At 70.5% G+C, this 24,597-nt stretch carries 18 protein-coding genes; 3 read left to right on the top strand and 15 right to left on the bottom strand.

The genetic code is table 11. The annotated features are described in order from the left end of the window. The first annotated feature begins 134 nt into the window (after positions 1-134). Entirely contained in the window at positions 135-1,559 is a 1,425-nt protein-coding gene (locus tag M2283_RS40095) for a lipase maturation factor family protein (RefSeq protein WP_280881477.1), read from the top strand. A gap of 34 nt (positions 1,560-1,593) precedes the next feature. Here the strand turns inward: M2283_RS40095 and M2283_RS40090 are convergent, their stop codons facing one another. The 8 genes from M2283_RS40090 to M2283_RS40055 form a co-directional block, all read right to left on the bottom strand. Then, positions 1,594-2,418: an amidohydrolase family protein gene (locus M2283_RS40090; RefSeq protein WP_280881476.1), complete on the bottom strand. Its 825-nt coding sequence runs from the start codon at positions 2,416-2,418 to the stop codon at positions 1,594-1,596. Then, positions 2,415-2,729 carry an L-rhamnose mutarotase gene (locus M2283_RS40085; protein WP_280881475.1) on the bottom strand — a complete coding sequence of 105 codons (315 nt, stop codon included), beginning with the start codon at positions 2,727-2,729 and terminating at the stop codon, positions 2,415-2,417. Before M2283_RS40085 ends, M2283_RS40090 begins: the two co-directional genes overlap by 4 nt. After that, entirely contained in the window at positions 2,726-3,733 is a 1,008-nt protein-coding gene (locus M2283_RS40080; RefSeq protein WP_280881474.1) for an aldo/keto reductase, read from the bottom strand. Before M2283_RS40080 ends, M2283_RS40085 begins: the two co-directional genes overlap by 4 nt. Continuing rightward, positions 3,730-4,485: an SDR family NAD(P)-dependent oxidoreductase gene (locus M2283_RS40075; protein ID WP_280881473.1), complete on the bottom strand. Its 756-nt coding sequence runs from the start codon at positions 4,483-4,485 to the stop codon at positions 3,730-3,732. Before M2283_RS40075 ends, M2283_RS40080 begins: the two co-directional genes overlap by 4 nt. After that, a complete protein-coding gene (locus tag M2283_RS40070) occupies positions 4,482-5,831 on the bottom strand; it encodes an L-fuconate dehydratase (RefSeq protein ID WP_280881472.1) in 1,350 nt (449 codons plus the stop codon). Before M2283_RS40070 ends, M2283_RS40075 begins: the two co-directional genes overlap by 4 nt. 104 nt (positions 5,832-5,935) lie before the next feature. Further along, positions 5,936-6,961 carry an ABC transporter permease gene (locus M2283_RS40065; protein ID WP_280881470.1) on the bottom strand — a complete coding sequence of 342 codons (1,026 nt, stop codon included), beginning with the start codon at positions 6,959-6,961 and terminating at the stop codon, positions 5,936-5,938. Then, the gene (locus M2283_RS40060) at positions 6,954-8,465 is read right to left on the bottom strand and encodes a sugar ABC transporter ATP-binding protein (RefSeq protein ID WP_280881469.1); all 1,512 of its coding nucleotides are present in this window, start codon (positions 8,463-8,465) and stop codon (positions 6,954-6,956) included. The genes M2283_RS40065 and M2283_RS40060 overlap by 8 nt, the downstream gene beginning before the upstream one ends. Continuing rightward, positions 8,462-9,535: a sugar ABC transporter substrate-binding protein gene (locus M2283_RS40055; RefSeq protein ID WP_280881468.1), complete on the bottom strand. Its 1,074-nt coding sequence runs from the start codon at positions 9,533-9,535 to the stop codon at positions 8,462-8,464. The genes M2283_RS40060 and M2283_RS40055 overlap by 4 nt, the downstream gene beginning before the upstream one ends. A gap of 164 nt (positions 9,536-9,699) precedes the next feature. Here M2283_RS40055 and M2283_RS40050 point away from each other — a divergent pair, with 164 nt between their 5' ends. Continuing rightward, on the top strand, positions 9,700-10,407 hold the full coding sequence (locus M2283_RS40050) for a FadR/GntR family transcriptional regulator (protein ID WP_280881467.1): 708 nt from the start codon (positions 9,700-9,702) through the stop codon (positions 10,405-10,407). Positions 10,408-10,463: 56 nt separating this feature from the next. Here M2283_RS40050 and M2283_RS40045 read toward each other — a convergent pair whose 3' ends face one another. Genes M2283_RS40045 through M2283_RS40020 form a run of 6 tightly spaced genes read right to left on the bottom strand, consistent with a single transcriptional unit; the run spans position 10,464 to position 20,003 of the window. Next, on the bottom strand, positions 10,464-13,484 hold the full coding sequence (locus M2283_RS40045) for an alpha-mannosidase (protein WP_280881466.1): 3,021 nt from the start codon (positions 13,482-13,484) through the stop codon (positions 10,464-10,466). Between the two features lie 48 nt (positions 13,485-13,532). Further along, a complete protein-coding gene (locus M2283_RS40040; RefSeq protein WP_280881465.1) occupies positions 13,533-15,545 on the bottom strand; it encodes an endo-beta-N-acetylglucosaminidase in 2,013 nt (670 codons plus the stop codon). Next, a complete protein-coding gene (locus M2283_RS40035; RefSeq protein ID WP_280881464.1) occupies positions 15,542-16,828 on the bottom strand; it encodes a glycoside hydrolase 5 family protein in 1,287 nt (428 codons plus the stop codon). The genes M2283_RS40040 and M2283_RS40035 overlap by 4 nt, the downstream gene beginning before the upstream one ends. A gap of 27 nt (positions 16,829-16,855) precedes the next feature. Further along, positions 16,856-17,761, bottom strand: coding sequence for a carbohydrate ABC transporter permease (locus tag M2283_RS40030; RefSeq protein WP_280881462.1), 906 nt, complete (start codon positions 17,759-17,761; stop codon positions 16,856-16,858). Further along, positions 17,758-18,705 carry a carbohydrate ABC transporter permease gene (locus M2283_RS40025; protein ID WP_280881461.1) on the bottom strand — a complete coding sequence of 316 codons (948 nt, stop codon included), beginning with the start codon at positions 18,703-18,705 and terminating at the stop codon, positions 17,758-17,760. Before M2283_RS40025 ends, M2283_RS40030 begins: the two co-directional genes overlap by 4 nt. Positions 18,706-18,710: 5 nt before the next feature. Further along, the gene (locus M2283_RS40020) at positions 18,711-20,003 is read right to left on the bottom strand and encodes an ABC transporter substrate-binding protein (protein WP_280881460.1); all 1,293 of its coding nucleotides are present in this window, start codon (positions 20,001-20,003) and stop codon (positions 18,711-18,713) included. 239 nt (positions 20,004-20,242) lie between these two features. Here M2283_RS40020 and M2283_RS40015 point away from each other — a divergent pair, with 239 nt between their 5' ends. Next, on the top strand, positions 20,243-21,298 hold the full coding sequence (locus M2283_RS40015) for a LacI family DNA-binding transcriptional regulator (RefSeq protein WP_280881575.1): 1,056 nt from the start codon (positions 20,243-20,245) through the stop codon (positions 21,296-21,298). A gap of 18 nt (positions 21,299-21,316) precedes the next feature. Here M2283_RS40015 and M2283_RS40010 read toward each other — a convergent pair whose 3' ends face one another. Next, positions 21,317-24,412, bottom strand: coding sequence for an AfsR/SARP family transcriptional regulator (locus M2283_RS40010; RefSeq protein WP_280881459.1), 3,096 nt, complete (start codon positions 24,410-24,412; stop codon positions 21,317-21,319). Positions 24,413-24,597: the final 185 nt, after the last annotated feature.

Below are 24,597 nucleotides of genomic sequence, written 5' to 3'. Positions count from 1 at the left end.
CTCACTACAGGCAGATCGTCACCATTGTCTGCTTCACTCACTTGGGTTACGCAAGCGGAGGCGGGATATACGGAGAGTGACATAGGGTTCCGACGCGAACAGGGCAGCGGAGGCGGAGGGAGGTGGGGGCGGCCGTGGAGTGGTTCACCGCATCCGACTACTGGTGGAGCCGACTGGTCTTCCAGCGGGCTCTCGCGGGCATGTACCTGGTGGCGTTCCTGACGGCGGCCCTGCAGTTCCGTGCACTGATCGGCGAACGCGGCATGCTTCCCGTCTCCCGACTGGTCGCCCGGGTGCCTTTCAAGCAGGCGCCGAGCCTCTTCCAACTCCACTACTCCGACCGGTTCTTCGCGTCCTGCGCCTGGACCGGCTGCGGGGTGTCGGTCGCCCTGATCGCAGGACTGGACTCCCAACTACCGCTCTGGGCAGGGATGTTGCTGTGGCTGGTGCCGTGGGCGCTGTACCTGTCGATCGTGAACGTCGGCCAGACCTGGTACGCGTTCGGCTGGGAGTCGCTGCTCCTTGAGGTGGGCTTCGTCGCGGTCCTCCTCGGCAACGACGACGTGGCTCCACCGGTCGTGCTGCTCTTCCTGCTGCGTTGGATCCTGTTCCGCGTCGAGTTCGGCGCGGGTCTGATCAAGATGCACGGCGACGCCTGCTGGCGGAAGCTGACCTGCCTCTACCACCATCACGAGACCCAGCCGATGCCGGGCCCGCTGAGCTGGTTCTTCCACCATCTCCCCCGCCCGCTGCACCGGGTCGAGGCAGCAGCCAACCACGTCACCCAACTCATCGTGCCCGTCCTGCTGTTCACCCCACAGCCGGTCGCCACGGCCGCCGCGTCCCTGATGATCCTGACCCAGCTCTGGCTGGTCCTGTCCGGCAACTTCTCCTGGCTGAACTGGATCACCATCGTGCTCGCGCTCTCCGCGCTGCGACTCCCGGGCAAGGCACCGGCGTCGGTGCCCGCCGCCCCACTCTGGTACGAGGTGCTGGTCCTCGCCGTCACCACCCTGCTCGTCGGCCTCAGCTACCAGCCGGTCCGCAACATGCTCTCCCGCCGCCAGGTCATGAACCGCTCCTTCGACCCGCTCCATCTGGTCAACACCTACGGCGCGTTCGGCACGGTCAGCCGGGTCCGGTACGAGGTGGTGATCGAGGGCACGGCCGAGGACGTGCCCCGCGAGGACTCGGACTGGCGGGAGTACGAGTTCAAGGCCAAGCCGGGCGATCCGCGCCGCCGGCCACGCCAGTTCGCGCCGTACCACCTGCGCCTCGACTGGCTGATGTGGTTCGCGGCGCTCTCGCCGGCCTATGCCGAGACGTGGTTCGGCGCGCTGGTGGAACGCCTGCTGGAGAACGACCGCGACACCCTACGACTCCTGCGCCACTCCCCGTTCCCGCCCGACGCCCCGCCCCGCTATGTCCGCGCCCGGCTGTTCCGGTACCGGTACACCAGCTGGCGGGAGTTGCGGGAGACGGGGGCGTGGTGGGAGCGGACGTTCGTGCGGGAGTATCTGCCGCCGACACGGCTGGCCGGGGTGGCTCGGAGTTCGTAGCCGCCGGAGGCCGCAACCTGCAAGGCCCAAGCACTCAGAGGTCGTAGACGCGGGTGGCGGTGGTCTCGAAGATCTGGGTGTGCGTGGACTCGGGCGTCAACTCCCGTGCCGCGTCCATCACTTGTCCGTACGTCGCGCCCAGCAGGGACACCGGCCAGTCCGAGCCGAACATCAGCCGGTCGGGGCCGAAGGCGTCCAGGGCCACGTCCGTGTAAGGCCTCAGGTCGGCGACGGTCCACGTCTCCAGGTCCGCCTCGGTGACCAGACCTGAAAGCTTGGCAACCACGTTGGGCAGGGCGGCGAGCGTGCGGAAGTCGGCGGACCAGGGATCCAGGGCGCCGGACGCGATCGGAGGCTTGCCCAAGTGGTCGAGGACGAAGGTGAGTTCGGGGTGGGACGCGGCGGCCTTGGCACTGGCGGGGAGCTGGTGGGGCTGCACGATCAGGTCGTAGACCAGGCCCGCCTCCGCGATCGCCGCCAGGCCCCGGTGGACGTCCGGGCGCAGCAGCCACTCCGGGTCGGGCTCGCCCTGGACCTGGTGGCGGATGCCCTTGAGGTAGTGGCCGCCGGGGAGTTCCCGCAGGCGGGCCAGTTCGTCGGCCACGTCCGGGCGGGTGAGGTCGGTCCAGCCGACGACGCCGGCGACGAGGTCGTGTGCGTCCGCCAGGGCCAGGAACTCCGGGGTCTCTTCCGCCACGGTGATCGTCTGGACGAGGACGGTGCGGTCGACTCCGGCCGCGCGGGCCTCGGGGGCGAGGTCGGTGAGGGTGAAGTCGCGGCGCAGGGGGCTGTGTTCGGGGATCCAGTCCTGGTCGCGGACCGAGAGGTCCCAGATGTGGTGGTGGGCGTCGACGGTCATGGCAGCTCCCATACGACGGGCAGGCTCGCGTCGGTGCCTTCGTCGGAGTAGTCGTGGACCACTTCGAGGAGTTGGACCATCCGTGCCTGCCAGGCGACGTTGACGGGGAGTTCCTTCAGCGCGGCGAGGAGGCGGGCGTAGTCCTCGCACTCCAGGAGGTGGAAGAGGTGGGTGCCGCTGCGCCAGATGGTCCAGGAGGTGGCGCCGGCGTCGCGGATCGCGGCCGTCAGTTCCTTGGGGACCTCGCGGTGGGCGGCCTCGTACTCGTCGACGCGGTCCGCGCGGACCTTGGTGTGCAGGGCGACTCTCATGACGGCTCCTCGACACCGGGCGCGGGCTCGGAGGGCACGGGCGCGTCGGGCGGGATCAGGCCCTCGGCGCGCAGTTCCGCCCAGAACTTCTGCGGCACGGGCGCAGCGAACTGCTCGGCGCAGTCCCGGACTTCGGCCGCCGACCGCGCGCCGACCAGAACGCTCGCGACCACCGGATGCGCGGCGCAGAACGCCAGGGCGGCGGCGCGCAACGTCGTGCCGTGGTGCTCGGCGAGGGACTGCAGGCGCAGGGCCCGGTCCAGCAACTCCCTTGGTGCGGCGGCGTAGTCGTACGTCGCTCCGGGCTTCGGGTCCGCCAGCAGGCCGGAGTTGAAGGCGCCGCCGATGACGACGGACGTGCCGCGTTCCTGGGCCGCCGGGAGGAGTTCGGCGAGGGCCGAGTGGTCCAGGAGGGTGTAGCGGCCCGCGCTCAGGACGACGTCGACGTCCGTGTCGCGGACGAAGCGGGTGAGCATCGGGGTCTGGTTCATGCCGACGCCGATGGCCCGGACCACGCCCTCAGAACGGAGCTTCTCCAGGGCCGGATAGCCCTCGCGGAAGGCCTCTTCGGCGTGGTCGTCGGGGTCGTGGAGGTAGACGACGTCCACGTGGTCGAGGCCGAGCCGTTCGAGACTGGCCTCCAGGGTGCGGCGTACGCCGTCGGCGCTGAAGTCCCAGACGCGCTGGTGGGTGGCGGGGACGGCGAAGCCGTTGGCGAGGTCGTCGCCGGTCGCTTCCGGCGTCGGCTCCAGTCGGCGGCCGACCTTGGTGGAGATCGTGTACTCGGTCCGCGGGTGCTCGCGCAGGGCCGCGCCCAGGCGGCGTTCGGACAGGCCGATGCCGTAGTGCGGGGCCGTGTCGAAGTAGCGGATGCCCTGCTGCCAGGCGGTGGCCACGGCGTCGTGGGCCTGTTCCTCTCCGAGTTCGCTGTAGAGGTTGCCGAGCGGGGCGGCGCCCATGGCGAGAGGGCTGACCGGGACGCCGCTGCGGCCGAGGGTGCTCACTGGCCCGCCGGGCGCAGCCGCAGGCCCTGCATGCCGCCGTCCACCGCGAGCGAGGTGCCGGTGGTGGCGCCGGAGAGGGGACTGGCGAAGTAGGCGATGGCGCCCGCGACTTCGGCCGCCGAGACGAGCCGGCCGCTGGGCTGGCGGGCTTCCAGCGCGGCGCGTTCGGCGGCCGGGTCGGTGGCCGAGTCCAGCAGTCGGCCGACCCAAGGGGTGTCCGCCGTACCGGGGTTGACGCAGTTGACGCGGATGCCCTCGCGGAGGTGGTCGGCGGCCATGGCGAGCGTGAGGGAGTACACGGCGCCCTTGGTCGCGCTGTACAGGGCGCGCATGGGCAGGCCCGCCGTGGCCGCGATCGAGCAGGTGTTGACGATGGCCGCGTGCTGCGACTCCCGCAGGTGCGGCAGCGCGGCGCGGGCCACGCGGACCATGCCGACGACGTTCACGTCGAGAACGCGGTGCCACTCGGCGTCGTCGTTGTCCTCGACGGTGCCCTGCGCGCCGACACCGGCGTTGTTGATCACCACGTCGAGGCCGCCGAGTTCGGCGGCCGCGGCCGCCACCGCTTCCCGGACCGAGGTGTCGTCGGTGACGTCGGCCCGGAAGCCCAGCAGTGGCTTCTCCACCGTGGAGGGGTCGAGGTCGAGGACGGCGACCTGGGCGCCACGTGCGGCCAATAGGTCGGCCGTCGCCCTGCCGATACCGGAGGCGCCTCCTGTGACCAGGGCCTTCAGTCCCTCGAAGTCGGTCATGCCGCCCGTCCCTTCTTCTCGTCCAGGTCGGCGGCCCAGAAGATGCCGCCGGGAAAGGTGTACCGCGCGATGGACTCCGGCCGCATGGCGGCGGAGAAGCCCGGCGCGGTGGGTGCCGTGTAGTGACCTTCGCGGATCACCACCGGGTCGAGGAAGTGTTCGTGCAGATGATCGACGTACTCGATGACCCGGTCCTGGACGGTGCCGGACACCGACACATAGTCGAACATCGAGAGGTGCTGGACGAGTTCGCACAGGCCGACGCCGCCCGCGTGCGGGCAGACCGGGACGCCGAACTTGGCCGCGAGCAGCAGGATCGCGAGGTTCTCGTTGACGCCGCCGACGCGGGCCGCGTCGATCTGGACGATGTCGAGGGCGCCGGCCTGGAGGAGCTGTTTGAAGACGATCCGGTTCTGGACGTGTTCGCCGGTGGCGACCTTGACGGGGGCGACGGCGGCGCGGATGGCCGCGTGGCCGAGGACGTCGTCGGGGCTGGTGGGCTCCTCGACCCAGTACGGGTCGAACTCGGCGAGGGCCTTGGTCCAGCGGATCGCCTCGGCCACGTCCCAGCGCTGGTTGGCGTCGATCGCCATGCGGATGTCGGGGCCGACGACCGCGCGGGCGACCCGGCAGCGGCGTATGTCGTCCTCCAGGTCGGCGCCGACCTTCAGCTTGATCTGGCGGAAGCCGTCGGCGACCGCCTCGGCGGCGAGCCGGGTGAGCTTCTCGTCCTCGTAGCCGAGCCAGCCCGGTGAGGTGGTGTAGGCGGGGAAGCCGCGGGCGAGCAGGTCGGCGGTGCGTTCGGCCGCGCCGGCCCGGCCCCGGCGCAGGATCTCCAGGGCCTCCTCGGGGGTGAGCGCGTCGGTGAGGTAGCGGAAGTCGATCTGGCCGACCAGCCATTCGGGTTCGGCGTCGGCGAGCAGGCGCCACAGTGGCTTGTCGGCGCGCTTGGCCGCGAGGTCCCACACGGCGTTGACGACCGCGCCGATCGCCATGTGCATCACGCCCTTCTCGGGCCCCAGCCACCGCAGTTGGCTGTCTCCGATCAGGTCCCGGTACAGCGCCCCCGGGTCGTCGCACACCTCGTCCACGGACCGGCCGACCACATGGTGGCGCAGTGCGTGGATCGCGGCGACCTGGACCTCGTTGCCCCGCCCGATGGTGAAGGTGAAACCGTGCCCCTCCGGCCCCTGTACGCCGTCCGCCGCGTCCGTGCGCAGCACGACGTACGCGGCCGAGTAGTCGGGGTCCGGATTCATCGCGTCGGAGCCGTCGAGCTCGCGCGAGGTCGGGAACCGGATGTCGTAGGTGTCGACCGCGGTGATGCGGACGGGCGTCGGGGACACGTAGGGCCTTTCGGTCGGTGGCGGGGGGCGAGGCGCGGACAGGGCCTGTCTTTCGGATTCCGCTCGGCTCCTTTCGGATTCCGCTCGGCGTCGCGGCCCTGGTCCTAGTCCTGGGCGCGCCCCGTCGTCAGGCGGGCGATCATGAGGGCGACCAGGATGATTCCGCCGTAGATGGCGTCGATCCAGAAGGACGGCACCTGGGCCAGGGTGAGCATGTTCTTCACCACACCCAGCAGGAGTACGCCGGTGAGGGCGCCGAACATCGTGCCCCGGCCGCCGTCCAAGCTGATGCCGCCGATGACGGCCGCCGCGAACACGGTGAAGATCATGTTCTGGCCCTGGTTGGCGCCGATCGCGCCGACGTAGCCGGTGTACATGAGGCCGCCGAGGGAGGCGAGGACACCGGCGACGACGTACACGCCGAGCCGTACCCGGTCGACGCGGATGCCGGCGGCGCGGGCCGCCTCCAGGTTGCCGCCGATCGCGTACAACGAGCGGCCCAGGCGGTGGTACTTGAGGAAGAACCCGGCGATGGCGAAGGCGATGGCTGCGACCCAGACCGACAGGGGGATGCGCAGGAAGGTGCTGGTGGCCAGCGAGAAGAACGAGTCCGGCATGCCGAAGAGCGTCTTGCCCTTGGTGGCGCCGACCAGCAGTCCGCGCAGGATGATCAGCATGGCGAGGGTGACGATGAACGCGTTGAGCTTCACCTTCACCACGAGGATGCCGTTGAAGGCGCCGATCACCGCGCCCACCAGGGGGATCGCCAACAGGGCGAGTCCGGCGGGTAGTTCGGTGCCCCAGCCGGCCTGTGCGGCGGGCAGCACCAGGAGCGCCGCGACCGCCGGCGCGATGCCGACGACCGACTCCAGGGACAGGTCGAACTTGCCGGTGATGAGCACCAGCGACTCGGCGAGCACCACCATCGCGAGCGCCGCGGACGAGGCCAGGATGGAGATCAGGTTGGCCTCGGTGAAGAAGGAGTCGTTGAGCAGCGCGCCGAGCAGCAGGAGCAGCAACAGTGCGGGGACGAGGGCGAGTTCACGGGCCCGGCGCAGCAGCACCGCCCTCGCCGACCGGGTGTCGGGTATGCTCACCGGCTTCACCGGCGGAGCCTTGGTGTCAGCCATGGTCCACTCCTTCGATGGAGGCGATCAGCTCGTGGTCGCGCCAGCCCGCCGAGTACTCGGCGACGACGCGGCCGTGGAAGAGGACGAGGACGCGGTCGCAGCGCCGCAGGTCGTCGAGTTCGTCGGAGACGACGAGCACGGCGGTGCCGTCCTCGCGGGCGCTGTCCACGCGGGCGAGCAGCGACTCCTTGGACTTCACGTCCACGCCCGCCGTGGGGTTGATGAGGACCAGCAGCCGTGGCTCCGAGGCGAGGGCGCGGGCCATGACGACCTTCTGCGCGTTGCCGCCCGACAGGTCGGAGACGGGTTGTTCGGGGCCCTCGGCGTGGATGTCGAGGCGGTCGATCAGCTCGGTGGCGAAGGCGCGTTTGCGATCGGTGCCGACGAGGCCGAACCGGCCGAGCCGTTCGAGGACGGTCATGGTGGCGTTGTCGCCGATGGTCATGCCGACCACCAGGCCCTGCTCGTGCCGGTCGCGGGGCACACAGCCGACGCCGGCCCGCAGCGCGGACTGCACATCGCCGAACGGGAGGGGCTTGCCGTCGAGTCGAGCGGTGCCCCCCGTCGGCGAGTACAGCCCGGCGAGCGACTCGGCGAGTTCGATCTTGCCGCTGCCGCTGGATCCGGCGAGCCCGACGACCTCGCCGCGGCGGACGGTCAGGTCGACGTCCTGGTAGGCGTCCGCGGTGAGCCCGCGGGCGTCGAGAAGGATCGGCGCGCTGTCGTCGACGATCTTCTCCTGTACGGCCTGTTCGGCGATCGTCTCCAGGCTCTCCCCCGCCATCGCCTCCACCAGGGCCGCCCTCGGCAGGTCCGCGACGGGGGCCGTGGTGATCCAGCGGGCGTCGCGCAGCACCGTGACGGTCTGGCAGACCTCGTACACCTCTTGCAGGTGGTGCGAGATGAACAGGAAGGTGACGCCCGAGTCCTGGAGTCCGCGCATGCGGCCGAAGAGCCGCTCGATCTCGCGGTTGTCGAGCTGGGCGGTGGGTTCGTCGAGGACGATGAAGCGGGCGCCGAAGCTCAACGCCCGGGCGATCTCCACCATTTGGCGATCCTCGACCTTGAGGTCGGCGGTGCGCGCCTCCGGGTCGACGTGCACGTCCCAGGTGTCGAGGAGTTCGGTGGCCTCGGTGCGCAGCCGGCGCCAGCTGATGAAACCGCGGCTCAGCGGCTGGCGGTTGATGAAGAGGTTCTCCGCCACGGTCAACTCGGGTACGACCGTGGGGTGTTGGTAGACGCAGGCCACCTTGCGGCGCCAGGCGTCGCGGTCGGCGAGCGCGGGCGCGGGCTCGCCGTCGAAGCGGACCGTACCCTCGTCGGCCGCCTGGAGTCCGGTGAGGACCTGGACCAGGGTCGACTTGCCGGCGCCGTTGCGGCCGACGAGGGCGTGGGACTCGCCGGCCAGCACGGTGAGCCGGCCATCCGCGAGGGCGGTGGTGGGGCCGTAGCGCTTGACGACGCCGACGGCCTCCACCAGAGGCGTGATCACGGCCGTGCTCATTTGACCGTGTTCCCCCACAGCTTGGGGTCGTCCACGTTGTCCTTCGTCACCAGCGGCGCCGGCAGCTGGTCCTCCAGGATGCCGCTGGGCAGCTTGACGATGGTCGAGTCGTGGTCGGTGGGCCCGGGCTTGAAGGTCTTCCCGTCCATCGCGGCCTTGATGTAGTACATGCCGTACTTGGCGTAGGCGTCGGCGGGCTGCGAGACCGTCGCGTCTATCTGGCCCTTGCGGATGGCGTCGAACTCCTGCGGGATGCCGTCGTTGGAGACGATGGCGATGTGGCCCGCCGTACCGGCCGTCTTCAACAGCCCCTTGGACTTGAGGGTCTGCAGGGTGGGCGCCAGGTAGACGCCGCCGGCCTGCATGTAGATGCCCTTGATGTCGGGGTTGGCGTTGAGGAGGGTGTCCAGCTTGGAGGCCGCGGTGTCGGACTCCCACTTGGCCGGGATCTCCAGGACCTTGAGCTTGGGGTACTTCTTCTTCGCGCAGTCCCGGAAGGCCTCGGAGCGGTCCCGGCCGTTGACCGAGGCCAGGTCGCCCATGATCTGCACGACCTTGCCGCTGGTGATGTGCTGGCCCAGGTACTCGCAGGCCTTCTCGCCGTACGCCACGTTGTTGGCGCGCACGACCATCGCGACCTTGCCCTTGTCGGGCGCCACGTCGACCGCGACCACGGGCACGCCCTTGCGGTCGGCCTGGTCGAGTCCGGCCTCGATCGCGGCGCTGTCCAGCGGGGCCACGACCAGGCCCTTCACGCCTTGGTTGAGCTGGTTGTTGATGTCGGTGATCTGCTGGGCCGGGTCACTGTTGGAGTTGACCGTCTTCAGCGCGTCGACACCCTCGGACTTGGCCATCTTCGGCACGTAGTCGTTGTACGACTGCCAGAACGGCGAGGTCAGCAGGGGCAGGATCACCCCGACCTTGCCGTCGCCACCGCCTCCCGCGCTGCCGGAGCCGCCGGTGTCCTTGGTGCTGCCGCACGCGGCGAGCACGAGCGACACGCTCGCCGCCGCGGCCACCGCACCGACCAATCGAAACCTGCTGCGCTTCCCCACTGTCCTGCCGGGCATCTGGCGGCTCCTCGTTGAGCTTGTTCAAGCAGATGACGGCATACTTATCAGACCACTCCCTCGAAAGAACACCCTCCAGCGGCAGATTTTCCTTGATTCAGGCCATAGTGGTCCTACCACCTTGCCGGTTAGACTTCGGCGCACCCGGTGACTGGAGGAACGGCGTGGACGAGACGGCTCCGCAGAAGGGCACCGTGACCCAGCGCGCCATCGAGCAGATCAAGGGCATGATCGGCGAGGGCCGCCTGGAGCCCGGCCAGCGACTGCCCACCGAGCGCGACCTCGCGGTCCAACTCGGCATCTCCCGCAGCTCGATGCGCGAGGCGATCCGCGCGCTGACGGTGCTGGGCGTGCTGGAGGCCCGGCACGGCTCGGGGATCTACGTCACCCAGTTGGAGGCCGGCGATCTCCTGGAGACCTTCGGCGTGGTCGCCGATCTGTCCCGGGGCCCGCAGCTGGTGGAGCTCCTTGAGGTGCGGCGTGTCCTGGAGTCGACGGCGACCGCGCTGGCGGCGGCCCGGATCACGCCGGACCAGCTCGCCGAGGTCGAGAAGCACCTCACCGCGATGAACGCCACCGACGATCCCGAGGTGATCCTCGCCCACGACCTCGCCTTCCACCGCGAGATCGCGACGGCGGCCGGCAACGACACCATGGCCGCCATCCTGGAGGGCCTGTCCTCACGGACCTTCCGGGCCCGGGTCTGGCGCGGCTACCAGGAGGAGGGCGCCTTCGAGCGCACCCGACGGGAGCACGCGGCGATCCACCGGGCACTGGTGGCGCACGACCCGGAGGCGGCACGGGCGGCGGCTGCCGCGCATGTCGGCGAGGTGGAGCAGTGGCTGCGGACGCAGCTAAGTGACCAGGCGTAGGACGGGGAGCGGGCGGGCCCTTCGGTGCCCGCCCGCTCCCCGTCAGACCTGATGCGTCAGGCCCGGCTGAACCTCAGCGTCACCAGCTCGAACGGCCGCAGCCGCAGAGCGACCTGATTGCCCGTCACCTCGGGCGCGGGCGCCTCCGCCTCGGCGAGCGGTCGCTCCAGCAGGTCCGTCGCCGTCACTCCGGCGACCTCGAACCCGGCCGTGAGCGTCGCTCGCGCCCGCCCGCCGTGCGCCTCGTGGAAGCGCACGACCACGTCACCGCTCCCGTCGTCGGCCAGCTTGACCGCCGTCACCACGACCGCGTCCCGGTCGACGGTGACCAGCGGCGCGACCTCGCCGGCGCCCTCAAGCCGCCGCTCCGGCACATTGATCCGCCAGCCCTCGCGCACCGCGTCCCCGATGCCCGCGCCCGGCACCAGCGCGTGCCGGAAGCGGTGGACGCCCTGGTCGGTCTCGGGGTCCGGGAAGCGCGGGGCACGGAGCAGGGAGACCCGGACAGTGGTGGTCGTACCGCGGTCGCCGTCCGTCCGCACGGTCCGGGTCACATCGTGTCCGTACGTCGAGTCGTTGACGACGGCCACGCCCCAGCCCGGCTCCTCCAGGTGGACGAAACGGTGGTTGCAGGCCTCGAACTTGGCCGCTTCCCAGCTGGTGTTGGTGTGGGTGGGCCGGTGGAAGTGCCCGAACTGGGTTTCCGACGCGTACCGTCCGGCGTGCACGTCCAGCGGGAAAGCCAGCTTGAGGAACTTCTCCGTCTCGTGCCAGTCCACCTCCGTGTCCACCAGCAGCCGCCGCTCCCCCGGCGCCAGGGACAGCACCTGGGTGACGCGGGAGGCTCCGAAGGTACGGGTGATCCGCACCCCGTTCCCCTCCGGCACGACCTCGTCCGCGTCGGTGAGGTCCGTGACGGTGTTGCGGTAGAACTCGTCCACGTCCCAGGCGTCCCACATGTTCGGGAAGTCCGCGTGGAGTTGGAGGAGGTTGGCCGCCCGGCCCGGCGCGACGGACTCGCGGTCCGCCTCGATGTCGTAGGCCGATACGACCAGGCCCTGGGCGTCGATTGCGATCCGCAGCAGGCCGTTGTCCAGGACGTGTCCGCCGCCCTCGCGCGCGGTGACCGTCGTCTCGCCGTCGGCGGCCGTCTCGCCCGCGCCGCCGGCCGGGATGCCGGCGCGGGTGTGCGGGGCCGCGTTGAAGACGAGGGACGTCGTGCCCTCGCCGGCCAGGGCGCGCTGGGCGGCGTCGATGATGCCGGTCAGCTCCTCGGCGAGCCGCGCGTACGTCCGCCTGGCCTCGCGGTGGACCCACGCGATCGAGGAACCCGGCAGGATGTCGTGGAACTGGTGCAGCAGGACCGTCTTCCAGATGCGGTCCAACTCCTCGTACGGATAAGGGAATCCGGTCCGTACGGCCGCCGTCGCCGCCCACAGTTCGGCCTCGCGCAGGAGGTGTTCGCTGCGGCGGTTGCCCTGCTTGGTCTGTGCCTGGCTGGTGAGGGTGGCGCGGTGGAGTTCGAGGTAGAGCTCGCCGACCCAGACCGGCGGCTCGGGGTACTCGGCCTCGGCCTTCTCGAAGAACTCCCGCGGGGTCTCCCAGACGACGGTCGCCGAACCCTCCAGGTCCCGCAGCCGGGCCGCCTTCGCGACCATCTCGCGGGTGCTACCACCGCCGCCGTCACCCCAGCCGGTGGGGGCTAGGGAGTGCCGGGCGACGCCCTTGTCCTTGAAGTTGGTCGCCGCGTGGGCGATCTCGCTGCCCTTCATCGAGCAGTTGTAGGTGTCGACGGGCGGGAAGTGCGTGAAGATCCGGGTGCCGTCGATGCCCTCCCAACGGAAGGTGTGGTGCGGGAACTTGTTCGTCTGCGACCACGAGATCTTCTGCGTCAGCAGCCACTTGGAGCCCGCCGCCTTGATGATCTGCGGCAGGCCCGCGGCGAAGCCGAAGGTGTCGGGGAGCCAGGCCTCGTCGTTCTCGACGCCGAACTCGTCGATGAAGAACCGCTTGCCGTGCACGAACTGACGGGCCATCGCCTCCGAGCCCGGCATGTTGGTGTCCGACTCGACCCACATACCGCCGGCCGGCACGAACCGCCCGTCCGCCACGGCCTTCTTCACCTTCGCCCACACCTCGGGCCGGTGCTCCTTCACCCACGCCCACTGCTGCGCCTGCGACATGGCGAAGACGAACTCGGGCTCGTCCTCAAGCAGGGCGGTCATGTTCGAGGTCGTACGGGCCACCTTGCGGACCGTCTCGCGCAGCGGCCACAGCCACGCGGAGTCGATGTGCGCGTGGCCGACGGCGCTGATGCGGTGGGCGGAGGGGACGGCGGGGGCGGCGAGGACGCCGGTGAGGCATGAACGGGCCCGCTCCGCCGACCCGTTGACGTCCTGGAGGTCGATGGCGTCGAGGGCCCGCTCCAGTGCGCGCAGGATGTCCCAGCGGCGGGCCGAGTCCACCGGCAGCTCGGCCATCAGCTCGCCGAGCACCTCCAGGTCGAGCACGAGCTGCCACACGGTCTCGTCGAAGACCGCGAGGTCCATGCGGGTGAGCGTGTACTGCGGTTCGCTGCCGGCCGTGTCCTTGTCGCCCAACTGCGTGGGCAGGAAGGGGTGGTAGTCGAGGATGACGGGGTTGGAGGCGGCCTCGACGTGCAGGCGGACCTCCTCGCCGCCTTCGACGGGCGCGCCGACGCGCACCCACTGGTTGCGGGGGTTGAGGCCCTTCACCGGGGTGCCGTCGGGCCGGTAGACCAGGCCCTCACACTGGAAGCCGGGCATGTTCTCGTCGAAGCCGAGGTCCAGGATCGCCTCGACGGTCTTGCCGGCCCACGCCTGCGGGACCGTCCCGGAGACGCGGAACCAACTGGTCCCCCAAGGAGCACCCCACCGGGCACCCACCTCGATCGGCTCGGGCTCGGCCGCGAGCCCTTCGTCGACCGGCACGGGCTCGCCGGGCGCGTTCCACACCGCCACTTCCAGCGGTACGGACTCCGGATGGACGGCGGGGCGGACGCGCTCGTCGAGGACGCGCTTGAGGCGGGCTTCGACCAGGCTGCGGTCGTCATGCATGCGGGGTGCTCCAAGACTGGGTGGACGGTTACCGGTTGTGGGTGACGGCTACCAGGTGTGAGTCACCGTGACGGGAGCCGACGAGGTGTACAGCTCCCCCACGGCACGCAACTCGAACCGTGCTGCCTGCTCACCCTGCTCGGCCTTGAGCCCGGTGACGAAGTACGCCCGCTGGCCGGTGCCGCCGAGGAAGCGAGGGGTGCCGTCGGGCAGGAGACGGTGGAGTTCGTAGTGGCGTACGGCGCCCGGGGCGGCGCTCCAGCCGAAGCGCAGGTCGCCACCGGTGGCCGCGGTGATGCCGAAGTCGGACGGGGTGGCGGGGGTGTCGGGGGTGTCGGGTGCGTCATGGACGGCGAGACCACCGAGCCGCCACCGCGCGGTCTCGCCGGAGCCGGTGAGCCGAACGCCTATCGCATGGACCGTCCCGGAGAGCCCTGTGAGCGGAACGGTTACGGTCTGCCACCCGTTGCCCGAGTTCACAGGCAGATACGTGTACGGCGGTGTCGCCCCCGGTGAACTCGCCTCCTCGGTCGCCACCGCCAGCTCGACGTTCACATCCCCCGCGTCGACCTTGTACGTCAGCTCGACAACCGTGTTCACACTGATCGGCAGCTGTGTCGCGTACACCTCCAAGACCGTCGGCGCGTCCAGCACACCGGCGACGAGGACACTGCTCCCGCCGCGCCACGCATCCGCGAAGTCGAAGGTCGCTGCGGGCCGTTGACCGGACGTGTGCACCGCCCAGCGCCTCGACGGAAGCAGGTCCTGCACCCCGAGGTGGTTCCACGCCGCGTCCGACGTGACCGCCCCGCCGTCGTACCACCGCAGCCCGTGCCCGGTGTTGAACACGCTCGCGAACGGCAGCGAGCCGACCGTCGACCGGTCCGCCACCGACACGGCCGGCGCCCGCCAGGGGTCGGTGGTGTCCGGCCGCGAGGGATCGAGGGACCGCCCGGTCCAGAACCGGTCGTCGGCGGCATGGAAGTCGCCCGGAGTCCGGCTCGCGGGGAGGTGGTTGCGGGTCCACTCGGGCCGGTAGAGGCCGATCGACGTGACGTGCGCCTTGGTGCTCGGCACGATCGCGTCCCAACTCACCGACGAGTTGGAGCCGTTGGACTCGACGTCCACACCCGCCCACAGCTCGTACCGGCTGCGTCCCAGATCCACGGCCTTCTGCCCCGACGAGGCGAGGGTGCTCGTGCTCCACCGGAAGTCGACGAACATGTCGTCCGCGGCCTGGAAGAACGCCTGGTTCTGCGTGTTGAGGGCGCCCTGCCAGCTCACCGTGCCGTTGACGGTCATCGAGTCGTACCAGGTCACCCGCTGCCCCCGGGCCACGGCGAGTGCCTTCAACTCCTTGACGAAGCCCAGCATGTCGGCGCCGAGGGCGGTGTTGCCGCCACTGGTCTCGGCGTTCACGAACCACCCGTCGAAGCCGTACGCGGCGGCGACGGCCACGAGTTGGGCGGCGAGCGGATAATGCCCGGCGGAGTCCTTCTGCACCAGGTCGCGGGTCCACTGGAGTTGGCCGCCGTACGCGGTGGGCGGCAGGAAGATGTTGCCGAGCACGGGCACCCCGTGCCGGTGGGCCGCGTCCACGATCGGCGCGTTCGGCGCCAGGATCAGCCCCTCCCCCGAAGAACCGCCCCAGAACACCAGCTCGTCCATGTACGCCCAGTGCGTGAGCGCGTAGTAGTCGGCGGTCGCCGCACCCTGGGAGGGGTTACTGGCCGTCGGTCCGAAGGAGACCAGCGACTGGACGCGGGCCTGCCCGGAGCGGGCGGTGGCGTTCGCCTGGGTGGGGGTGAAGCGGGTCGCGAGCGGCACGGAAGCGGCGTTGAAGGCGAGGTCCGCGTCACCGGCGGCCGTCCAGCTCTTCAGGCTGCGCCAGGTGATGCCGCTGCCGGGGGTGCCCGACGGGAACGAGTCGGGGTACCAGTACGAGGCGTACGGCGGGGTCGCGGCGGCGTCGGCCTTCGGGATCGCCGCGAAGGCGGGCGCCGACGGCAGCAGGGCGGCCGCCGCGCCGGCCATCAGGACGGTGCGTCTGGTGGGGTTCACGAGCTGGTGTCTCCTGGTGGGGTGGGGAGTACCTGTTCGGGACTGACGACTTCGGTGATGCCACGCGCGGCGAGATGATCCTTGTCGTCCGCGCGCGTGTCCAGGACGGTCGTGGGCCGGACGCCGTCGGCGGTCAGCCGGAAGAAGGCGTCGTAGACCGGTCCGCCGGGCGCGCAGAGCGAGCGGACGGCCGGGTCGGCGGGGACCGTGAGCGCGGTGGTGCGGGGTGCGGGGGTGTGCGGTCCGGAGGTGGCTGCCGAGGCATGGCTGCGGGCGCGGGCCGCCGCCTCCGCCAGCACCCGCGCCGTGTCCTTCGGCTTCCGGTCATTGGTCAACAGCCCCAGCCCGTATTCGAGTTCGGGGAAGTCGGCGAGGTCGCGGGACACATCGTGGGAGCACCACCAGGTGATCCCCCACAGGTCGGGGCAGTCAAGCGCGTTCGCGATGGTCGCCTCGGTGAAGGCGGCGGCGTGCTCGGCCGGGATCAGGGGTGCGGGGGCGCCGACCTCCTGGAGCCAGACGGGGCGGTGGGGTGCGTCGGCCCAGGCCTTGCTCAGTTCGACGAGGTACGCGGCGTGGTGTTCGGTCGGCACGGAGGTACGGCCATGGCGCTGGGCGGTGCCGTTGAAGACCCAGGAGTGCACGGCCGTCACGGCGCCGTGCCGGGCGGCCTGGCCCTGGGTGAACGGCATGTCGTCCTGGTACCAGGTCGCGTCGTACTCGGCGTGCAGGTGCAGCTTGCCGGGGGCGCCCTGCTCGCAGGCGCCGAGCATGCGCGCGAGCCACGCGTCGATCTCGTCGGACGTCGCCCGGTCGGGGTCGGGATGCGGTCCCGCCGAGAACTGGTTGACCTCGTTGCCGAGGGTCATGCCGATGAAGTTCGGCCGGTCGGCGAGGGCGGCGGCGAGGGTGCGCAGGTAGGCGGCCTGGCCGTCGAGGACGTCCGGGTCGGTGAAGAGGTTGCGCCGGTGCCAGGTCCGGGTCCAGGCCGGCAGGTAGTCGAAGCTGCTCAAGTGGCCTTGCAGACCGTCCACGTTGACGTCGAGGCCACGTTCGGCGGCGGCGTCGACGAGCTGGACGAGCTGCTCGATGGCGCGGGGGCGGATCAGGGTGCGGTTCGGCTGGAAGTACGGCCACAGCGGGAAGACGCGGATGTGGTCGAGGCCCAGTGCGGCGATGGAGTCGAGGTCGGCCCGTACGGAATCGAGGTCGAAGTCGAGCCAGTGGTGGAACCACCCTTCGCTGGGGGTGTAGTTGACGCCGAAGCGCACGGCAGAAGGCATGCAAAAGTCCTTGTGCTCAGGGGAGGTTCAGCCCTTGACCGCGCCCTCGCCGACCCCGCGGAAGAAGTACCGCTGGAGACAGGCGAAGAGGGCGATCAGCGGTGCCACGGCGATGACCGTGCCCGCCGCGACGAGCCGTTCGTCGTTGGCGAAGGTGCCGTGCAGATAGTTGAGTCCGATGGTGAGCGTGAACTTGTCGGGATCGCTCAGCACGATCAGCGGCCACAGGAAGTCGTCCCAGGCGCCCATGAAGGCGAAGATCGCGACGACCGCGAGGGTGCCCTTCACCGACGGCACCGCGATCCGCAGGAACCGCTGCCAGGCGTTGGCACCGTCGACGAAGGCCGCCTCCTCGATCTCGTAGGGGAGGTTGAGGAAGGCGTTGCGCATCAGCAGCACGTTCATCGAGGCGATGCAGGCGGGCAGGACGACGCCGATCAGGGTGTTGTTGAGGTCGAGCTCCCGCATGGTCGTGAACTGGGCGATGATGATGCTCTCGACCGGCACGAGCATGGCGAGGATGAAGACGAGGGTGGCGACACGCCTGCCCCGGTACCGCAGTCGGGCCAGGGCGTAGCCGGCCAGGGCCGAACCGACGCAGTTGGTCACGACGTTGGCGGTGGCGACCTTCAGCGAGTTGAAGGCGTAGTCCCAGACCGGGATCGTGTTGGCGACCCGTTCGTAGTTGTGCAGGGTGGGGTGGCCGGGCAGGAAGCTCGGCGGGGAGCTGTAGATGTCCTCGGTGGGGCCCTTGAGCGAGGTGGACAGCTGCCACAGGAACGGTCCGACGGTCAGGGCGAGCACGACGAGCAACAGCACGTAGCGCAGGGCGAGTTCCCATACCCGGATGCGGCGGCCGTGCTCGTCGGTGACCCGGGGTTCGCGGGCGGCGGCCGGCTTCCGGTCGGGCCGTGTCTTCTCCAGCACGCTCACGACTCGTCCTTCCGGTCGGCCCTCAGGACGAGCAGCATCAGGACGACGGTGACGACGAAGACGACCACCGAGATGGCGGAGGCGTAGCCGACCCGGCCGGTCAGGCCGGTGCCGGTGCGCTGGACGAGCATGACGAGGGTGGTGTCCTCGCCGGCCGGTCCGCCGCTGGGGCCCGCCATCAGGTAGACCTCGGAGAAAACCTTGAAGGCGGCGACCGAGGAGAGCGCGCCGACCAGGACCATGGTGGAGCGGACGGCGGGCACGGTGACGGTGACGAAGCGGCGGATCGCTCCCGCGCCGTCGACCGCGGCGGCCTCGTGCAGTTCGCGCGGCACGTTCGCCAGCGCGGCCAGATAAATGATCATGTAGTAGCCGAGGCCCTTCCAGACCGTGACCGCCATCGCGCTCACCAGGAGCAGCCACTGGTCGCTGAGGAAGCCGACCCGGCCGACCCCGATGATCTCCAACAGCGAGTTGATCAGGCCGCGTTCGTCCAGCAGCCACACCCAGATCAGGCCGACCACGACGATCGAGGCGACGACCGGGGTGTAGAAGGCGGACCGGAAGAAGGTGATGCCGGGGATGTTCTTCTGCACAAGGAGCGCGAGCAGCAGGGGCAGGATCACCAGCGCCGGGACGACTCCGAGGACGTAGAGCGTGCTGTTGCGCAGGCCGATCCAGAACATGTCGTCGTCGAGCAGCTCGCGGAAGTTGGCGAGGCCCACGAACTTGCCCGGGATCAGGGTGCGGCGGTCGGTGAAGGAGTTGATCACCGTGGAGACGAACGGGTACAGGACGAACACGCCGGTGATCAGCAGCCCGGGGGCGGCGAACAGCCAGGGGCTGCTGGGCAGTTGACGCCGCACGCGCCGTACCGGCCGGTCCTCCGGCGCCCGGGAGCCGCGCCTCGCCCGGGAGCCGGTGGGAACAGTGGAACTCGCCATGTCGGTCAGCCCTGCTGCTGGAGGAGCGTGTCGCAGGCCTTGACAGCGTTGTCGAGCGCGTCCTGCGGGCTCTCCTTGCCCTGCAGCGCCTTGGCCACCTCGTTGCGCAGAGCGGTCTTCATCTGGTCGCTGAACAGCACGGGCGTGTAATTGACCGCGGTCTTCAGCGACTTGGCGGCGGCGATCCGGACGCGGGTCTCGTCGGTGCCGTCCTCCTTGGTGAAGTACGGGTCGTCCAGCGAGCCGGCGGTGCTCGGGAAGATGGCGACCTTCTTGGCGAAGGACATCTGGTGCTCGGCGTCGGTGACGTAGTGCGCGAAGGCGATCGCGGCGGGCTTCTTCTTGGTCTGCGCGTTGACCATCAGGCCCATCACGTACATGTTGACGTGGCCGGTGCTGGTGATCTGGTCCGTGATGCCGATGTTCTTGTACAGGTTCGGCGCCTGCTTCTTGAAGTTGCCGAGGTCCAGGGCGCTGCCGGGGTTCATGGCGACGGCCCCGGTGAGGAACTTCTTGCCGGACGACTCGGGGGTCGCGGTCAGCGCCTGCGGATCCAGCGCCTTGGCGTCGTACAACTCCTTGTACTTGGTGAGGAGTTCGACACCCTTCGCGTCGTTGAAGGCGAAGCCGGTGCCTTCCTTGTTCATCAGCTCGACGCCGTAGCGGCCGAAGTCCTCGACGGTGGGCACGTTGGCGAGGGTGGCGACCTTGCCGTCGCTCTTCTTCGCCAGCTCCAGGGCGTCGGTGAAGAGTTCGTCGTACGTCTTCGGCGGCTGCTCGGGGTCGAGCCCAGCCTCCTTGAAGAGGGACTTGTTGTAGAAGAGCGGCCCGGTGTTGAGGTACCACGGGAAGGCGTACGTGCCGGACATGCCCGGTATCTGGTGGCTGGCCCAAGCCCCCGCCAGATACTCCTTCTTGTACTTCGCGGCGCTCTTGTCGAGGTCGAGCGCGAAGCCGGCCTTGGCGAGCGGGGCGACGAGGTCCGGGGAGACGTTGACGACGTCGGGCAGGGTGCCGCCGGCCGCGTCGGCGCTGATCTTGTCGGGGTAGCCCTCGGCGGGCTGGTCGACCCACTTCACATGGGTGCCCGGGTACTGCTTCTCGAAGTCGGCGATCACGCCCTCGAAGTACGACTTGAAGTTCGCGCGCAGGTTCCAGGTCTGGAAGGTGATGTTGCCTTCCACCTTGCCGGAGGCGTCGGAGGAACCACCGTCGTCGCTCCCCGAACCGCAGGCGCTCAGCGGCAGGACGAGGGCGGCTACGGCGGTGGCGGCGAGGGCTCTGCGGGATATGGGCACGGTGACACTGCTCCCTGGGCGGCGTCGGCGGCTGGGACGCCATGGACCATGCCCGGGGCTCTTGGGGAAAGTCAATGGATTCAGCACAGCTAAAGAAATAGATTCCGCATTAGTGCAGGTCAGACGGTCACGGTCGAAAGCTTGCCACTTCCGACTAATGCGCTTTAGGGTGATCGCACTCAAGCGCATTAGCTGCACCGCGTTGCACCCTGTCGCATCGTGGAGAAATGGGGATCACCATGCCGGCGAAGCGGTCCCCGGCGCGCCGTCCGACCATGAAGGACATCGCGCGGCGCGCCGGCGTCTCCGAGAGCGCGGTGTCCTTCGCGCTCAACGACCGTCCCGGTGTCTCCGAGGTCACCCGCGACCGGGTGCGCCGGGTCGCCGAGCAGTTGGGCTGGCGGCCCAGCACGGCGGCGCGCGCGCTGTCCGGCGAGGGCGCTGCCACGGTCGGCTTCGTGCTGGCCCGCCCCGCGCACACGCTCGGCGTCGACTCCTTCTTCCTCCAGCTCGTCTCGGGCATCCAGGAAGTGCTGGCGGAGCGTCATCTCGGCCTGCTCTTCCAGGTGGTCGAGGACGTCGACGACGAGTGCGCTGTCTACCGGCGCTGGTGGGCCGAACATCGCGTGGACGGCGTACTCGTCGTCGACCCCCGCACCGACGACCCGCGCCCCGACCTGCTCGACGAACTCGGCCTGCCCGCCGTGGTGATCGGCGGCGCACCCGACGAACGCCACCCCGGTCTGTCGACGGTGTGGGCGGACGACGCGGCGGCGATGGCCGCGGTCGTGGACGGTCTCTACGCGCTCGGCCACCACCGGATCGTGCACATCGCGGGCCTCGCGGGCCTGGCCCACACCGAACGCCGGGTCCGCACCCTGCGCGCGGAAGCCGCCCGACGCGGCCTGACCGGCATCCAGTCGGTGACCACCGACTACTCCGACGCGGAGAGCGCCGCCGTCACCCGCCGCGTCCTGGAGGACCCCGCTCCCCCGACCGCTCTGATCTACGACAACGACGTGATGGCCGTCGCCGGAGTGGCCGCCGCCACCGAACTCGGCTTCGCCGTACCGGCCGACGTCTCGGTGGTCGCCTGGGAGGACTCGGCCCTGTGCCGCATGGTCAAGCCCTGGTTGTCCGCCCTGTCCCGCGACAGCGTGGAGTTCGGACGGACGGCGGCACGGGAGCTGACGGCGCTGCTGGACGGAGGGCCGGCGCGGGCGGTGCGGGTGCCGGTGCCTCGGTTGATCGTGCGGGACAGCACGGGGGCGGCACGTGGCGCCAAGAGCCTGTGAGACCGGCCCCGGTCCCTCTCAGGGTGTCCCCGCGGGGCGGGCGTCCTCGTCCAGGCCCGCCAGCCGGTCGCGTACCTCGGCGGCCCGGGGGGAGTTCAGCGCCGTGTAGAGATCGAGGGCGCGTTGCCAGTGCTCGCGGGAGCGTCCGTGATCGCCCGTCTCCTGATGGACCTGGGCCGTCCCGATGTGGGCGCGTGCTTGTTCCTCCTGGTCCTTGATCTCGGTCGCCACGGTCAGCGCCTCGGTGTGCGCCGCGAGCGCCTCGGTGAACTGGTCCAGGCCGAACAGGGCTTCGCCCAGCCCGTTGAGGGCGCCCACCTCGCCGTACCGTTCGCCGATCCTCCGGAACAGGACGAGAGCCGTGCGCTGGTGGTCGGCGGCGGTCTGGTACCGGGCGAGCTTGGCGCAGGTGTCGCCGAGGTTGGAGAGCGCGTGCGCCTCCCCGGAGCGGTGCCCGAGACTGCGAAACGCGGTCAGGATCTGCTGGAAGGTGTCGGCCGCGGCGGCGTGGTCGCCGAGCCGGTTCTGGACGATGCCGAGGTTGCCGAGGGCGGAAGCCTCTCCGAAGACGTGCCCGGCCTCCCGGAACAGCGCCAGGGCCTGGCGGTGGTTGTCCGCGGCCGTCTCGTACTCGTGCAGGAGTTCGTGGATGATGCCCAGGTTGTTCAACGCGTCCGCCTGACCGCCCCCATCGCCGGCCTGCCGGAACAGCGTGACGGCCTGGCCGTGGCAGTCCAGTGCCTGACGGTACTGACCCCGCAGTTCGTGGAGCACTCCCAGGTTGGTCAGATTGCGTGCCTCGCCGATGCGGTTGCCGATCCGCCGGTAGAGGGCGAGCGCCTCCTCGTGGTGGGTCACCGCCGCCTCGTACCGCGCGAGCCGGCGCTGGATGACGCCGAGGCAGGTCAGCACGTCGGCCTCGCCCTCATGGTCGTTCGCCTGCCGGGCCGAGCGGCTCGCGTGGGCGTAGACGGCCAGAGCGTCGGCGAAGTGTCCGCCGCTCTCGAAGTAACGGTGCAGGACGGTGGCCGTGCGGGTGGCGTGCTCGGCCCAGCCGCGCGCGGCTGCCTCGGCGCAGACGGCCACCAGGACCGGCTGCTCGGTGTCCAGCCAGCTCCGCGCCTGCGCCGCGTCCGCCAGGTGCGGCAGGGCGGTGCTCCGCGCGGTGACGCGGGGCCCCAGGTGGCGCTCCGCCGGGTACAGGAGGTCCATCGCGGCCGCCGCACCGGCGAGGTAGTGGTCGAAGAGGCGGCCCAGTGCCAGGTCCCGGTCGTTCTCGGTGTCCTGGGTCTCGGCCTGCCAGGCGGCGTAGACGCGCAGCAGGTCGTGCATGCCGTAGCGGCCGGGGCGCGTCGGCTGGATCAGGTGGGCGCGGGTGAGCACCGCGACCATGCGCCGGGCGTCGTGGAAGGACACGCCGGCGAGGGCGGCGGCCGCGCGGGCGTCGAAGTCGGGGCCGGGGTGCAGGCCCAGCAGCCGGAAGGTGGCCGCGGCGTCGGCGGGGAGCCGTTGGTAGGACCAGGAGAACACGGCCCGTACGGCGGCCCGGGGGTCCCCGCCGACGTCCAGCAGGTCCAGCCGCTTGCGGTGGTCGGTGAGCTCCTCGCTCAGCTCGGCCAACGGCACGTCCGGCTCGGAGAGCGCCAGTTCGGCCGCCACTCGAAGGGCCAGAGGCAGCCGGCCGCACTGCTCCGACAGCGCCGCCGCGGCCTCGGGCTCGGCGTCGATCCGGTCGCCGATGAGGGTGCGCAGCAGGCTGACGGCGTCGGCGGGCGGCAGCAGGTCGAGGACGAGCCGGTGCGCGCCGTGCATGGCCACCAGGCCGGCCAGTGAGTCCCGGCTGGTCACCAGCACCTTGCAGGTGGGCGTACCCGGCAGCAGCGGGCGCACCTGTTCGGCCGACGACGCGTTGTCCAGGACGATCAGCAGGCGCCGTCCGGACAGCTCGGTCCGGTAGCGCGCGGCACGCTCCTCCGGCTCCTGCGGGATGTCCCGGCCGGGCACCCCGAGTGCGGCGAGGAAACCCGAAAGGGCGTCCGCCGGGGACACCGGCTCCTTCACGTCGAAGCCACGCAGGTTCACATAGAGCTGCCCGTCGGGGAACTCGTCCCGCACGCGGTGGGCCCAACGGACCGCCAGGGCGGTCTTGCCCACTCCCGCGGTGCCGGAGACAGCGGAGATCACGACCGCGGTGGCGGGCTGCCGCCCCTCTCCGGCGGTGACCAGACACTCGGACAGCTCCGTCAGTTGCTCGGCCCGACCGGTGAACGCCGGTACGTCGGCGGGAAGTTGAGCCGGGACGGGCCGGGCGGGGGCTGCCGCCGCGGCGGGCGGGGCGGGCTCGCGGAGCGGTGGTTCGCCCGTGCTGTGCAGCACCGCGTCATGGACGGCACGCAGTTCCGCGCCGGGCTCGGAGCCGAGTTCCTCCATCAGCCGCCGCCGGGCCAGGGTGTAGCACTCCAGCGCCTCGGCGTTCCTGCCGGACGCGGCCAGGGCCCGGACGAGCTCGGCGGCCAGGGGTTCGACCAGGGGATACTCGGCGACAAGGCCACGCATCCGAGCGACCACGTCGAGCGGGTTCCCGGTCCTCGTCTCGGTCCGGGCCCAGGCGATGGCCGTGTCGACGCGTTCCTGGCCCAGGGTCGTGCGCATCCGCTCCGCCCACGCTCCGGCCAGACCGGCCAGAGGGACTCCGCGCCACAAGTCCAGTGCCTCCCGCAGCAGTTCGCTGCGGTCGTTGTCGTCTCGGTGCGTGTCGCGGGCCCGCGCCACGAGCCGGCGGAAGCGCAGCAGGTCGACGCGTTCCCCCGGCGCGTCCAGGACATATCCTCCGGTCACCCGGAGCAGGCGGAGCGGCGGCCGGTCCTCGCACCCCTCGGCCCGGGCCGCCTCCTCGAGTAATCGCCGGATCCGACTGACGTGGGCGTAGAGCGCGGAGCGTGCCCCGCTGGGTGGCGTGTCGTCCCAGATCCGGTCCACCAGCGACTCCATGGTCACCGGACGACCGGCATCGGCACCGAGCGCCGCCAGTACCGCGCACTGCCTGGGCTGACCCAGGTCCAGCCGCCGGCCCGCGGCCCATAACTCCAGCGGCCCCAGCAGTCGCAGATCCATACGTGTATCCCCCGGCAAAGGTCAACCAGCCACGCCCGGCCACCGACGCGTCGCAAGGATTCCACAAGAACGCCACAACAGTGCGGTGCGAGCGTGGAGTTGTCCCGGGCGGTCACCGGGCGAAAGCACGGTACGACAACGTGTACCGCTCATTCCGCCACCTCAACGGGGCATCCGACCTGGCG

This window comes from Streptomyces pseudovenezuelae, assembly GCF_029892565.1.
Taxonomy (GTDB): domain Bacteria; phylum Actinomycetota; class Actinomycetes; order Streptomycetales; family Streptomycetaceae; genus Streptomyces; species Streptomyces pseudovenezuelae_A.
This window is presented reverse-complemented; position numbering and strand designations above follow the sequence as displayed.

What these genes read in the sequence shown, in the direction of transcription:
- M2283_RS40090 (WP_280881476.1), bottom strand. Translation starts at nt 2,418, where the DNA reads ATGACCGTCGACGCCCACCACCACATCTGGGACCTCTCGGTCCGCGAC.
- M2283_RS40085 (WP_280881475.1), bottom strand. Translation starts at nt 2,729, where the DNA reads ATGAGAGTCGCCCTGCACACCAAGGTCCGCGCGGACCGCGTCGACGAG.
- M2283_RS40075 (WP_280881473.1), bottom strand. Translation starts at nt 4,485, where the DNA reads ATGACCGACTTCGAGGGACTGAAGGCCCTGGTCACAGGAGGCGCCTCC.
- M2283_RS40065 (WP_280881470.1), bottom strand. Translation starts at nt 6,961, where the DNA reads ATGGCTGACACCAAGGCTCCGCCGGTGAAGCCGGTGAGCATACCCGAC.
- M2283_RS40060 (WP_280881469.1), bottom strand. Translation starts at nt 8,465, where the DNA reads ATGAGCACGGCCGTGATCACGCCTCTGGTGGAGGCCGTCGGCGTCGTC.
- M2283_RS40055 (WP_280881468.1), bottom strand. Translation starts at nt 9,535, where the DNA reads ATGCCCGGCAGGACAGTGGGGAAGCGCAGCAGGTTTCGATTGGTCGGT.
- M2283_RS40045 (WP_280881466.1), bottom strand. Translation starts at nt 13,484, where the DNA reads ATGCATGACGACCGCAGCCTGGTCGAAGCCCGCCTCAAGCGCGTCCTC.
- M2283_RS40035 (WP_280881464.1), bottom strand. Translation starts at nt 16,828, where the DNA reads ATGCCTTCTGCCGTGCGCTTCGGCGTCAACTACACCCCCAGCGAAGGG.
- M2283_RS40025 (WP_280881461.1), bottom strand. Translation starts at nt 18,705, where the DNA reads ATGGCGAGTTCCACTGTTCCCACCGGCTCCCGGGCGAGGCGCGGCTCC.
- M2283_RS40015 (WP_280881575.1), top strand. Translation starts at nt 20,243, where the DNA reads ATGCCGGCGAAGCGGTCCCCGGCGCGCCGTCCGACCATGAAGGACATC.
- M2283_RS40010 (WP_280881459.1), bottom strand. Translation starts at nt 24,412, where the DNA reads ATGGATCTGCGACTGCTGGGGCCGCTGGAGTTATGGGCCGCGGGCCGG.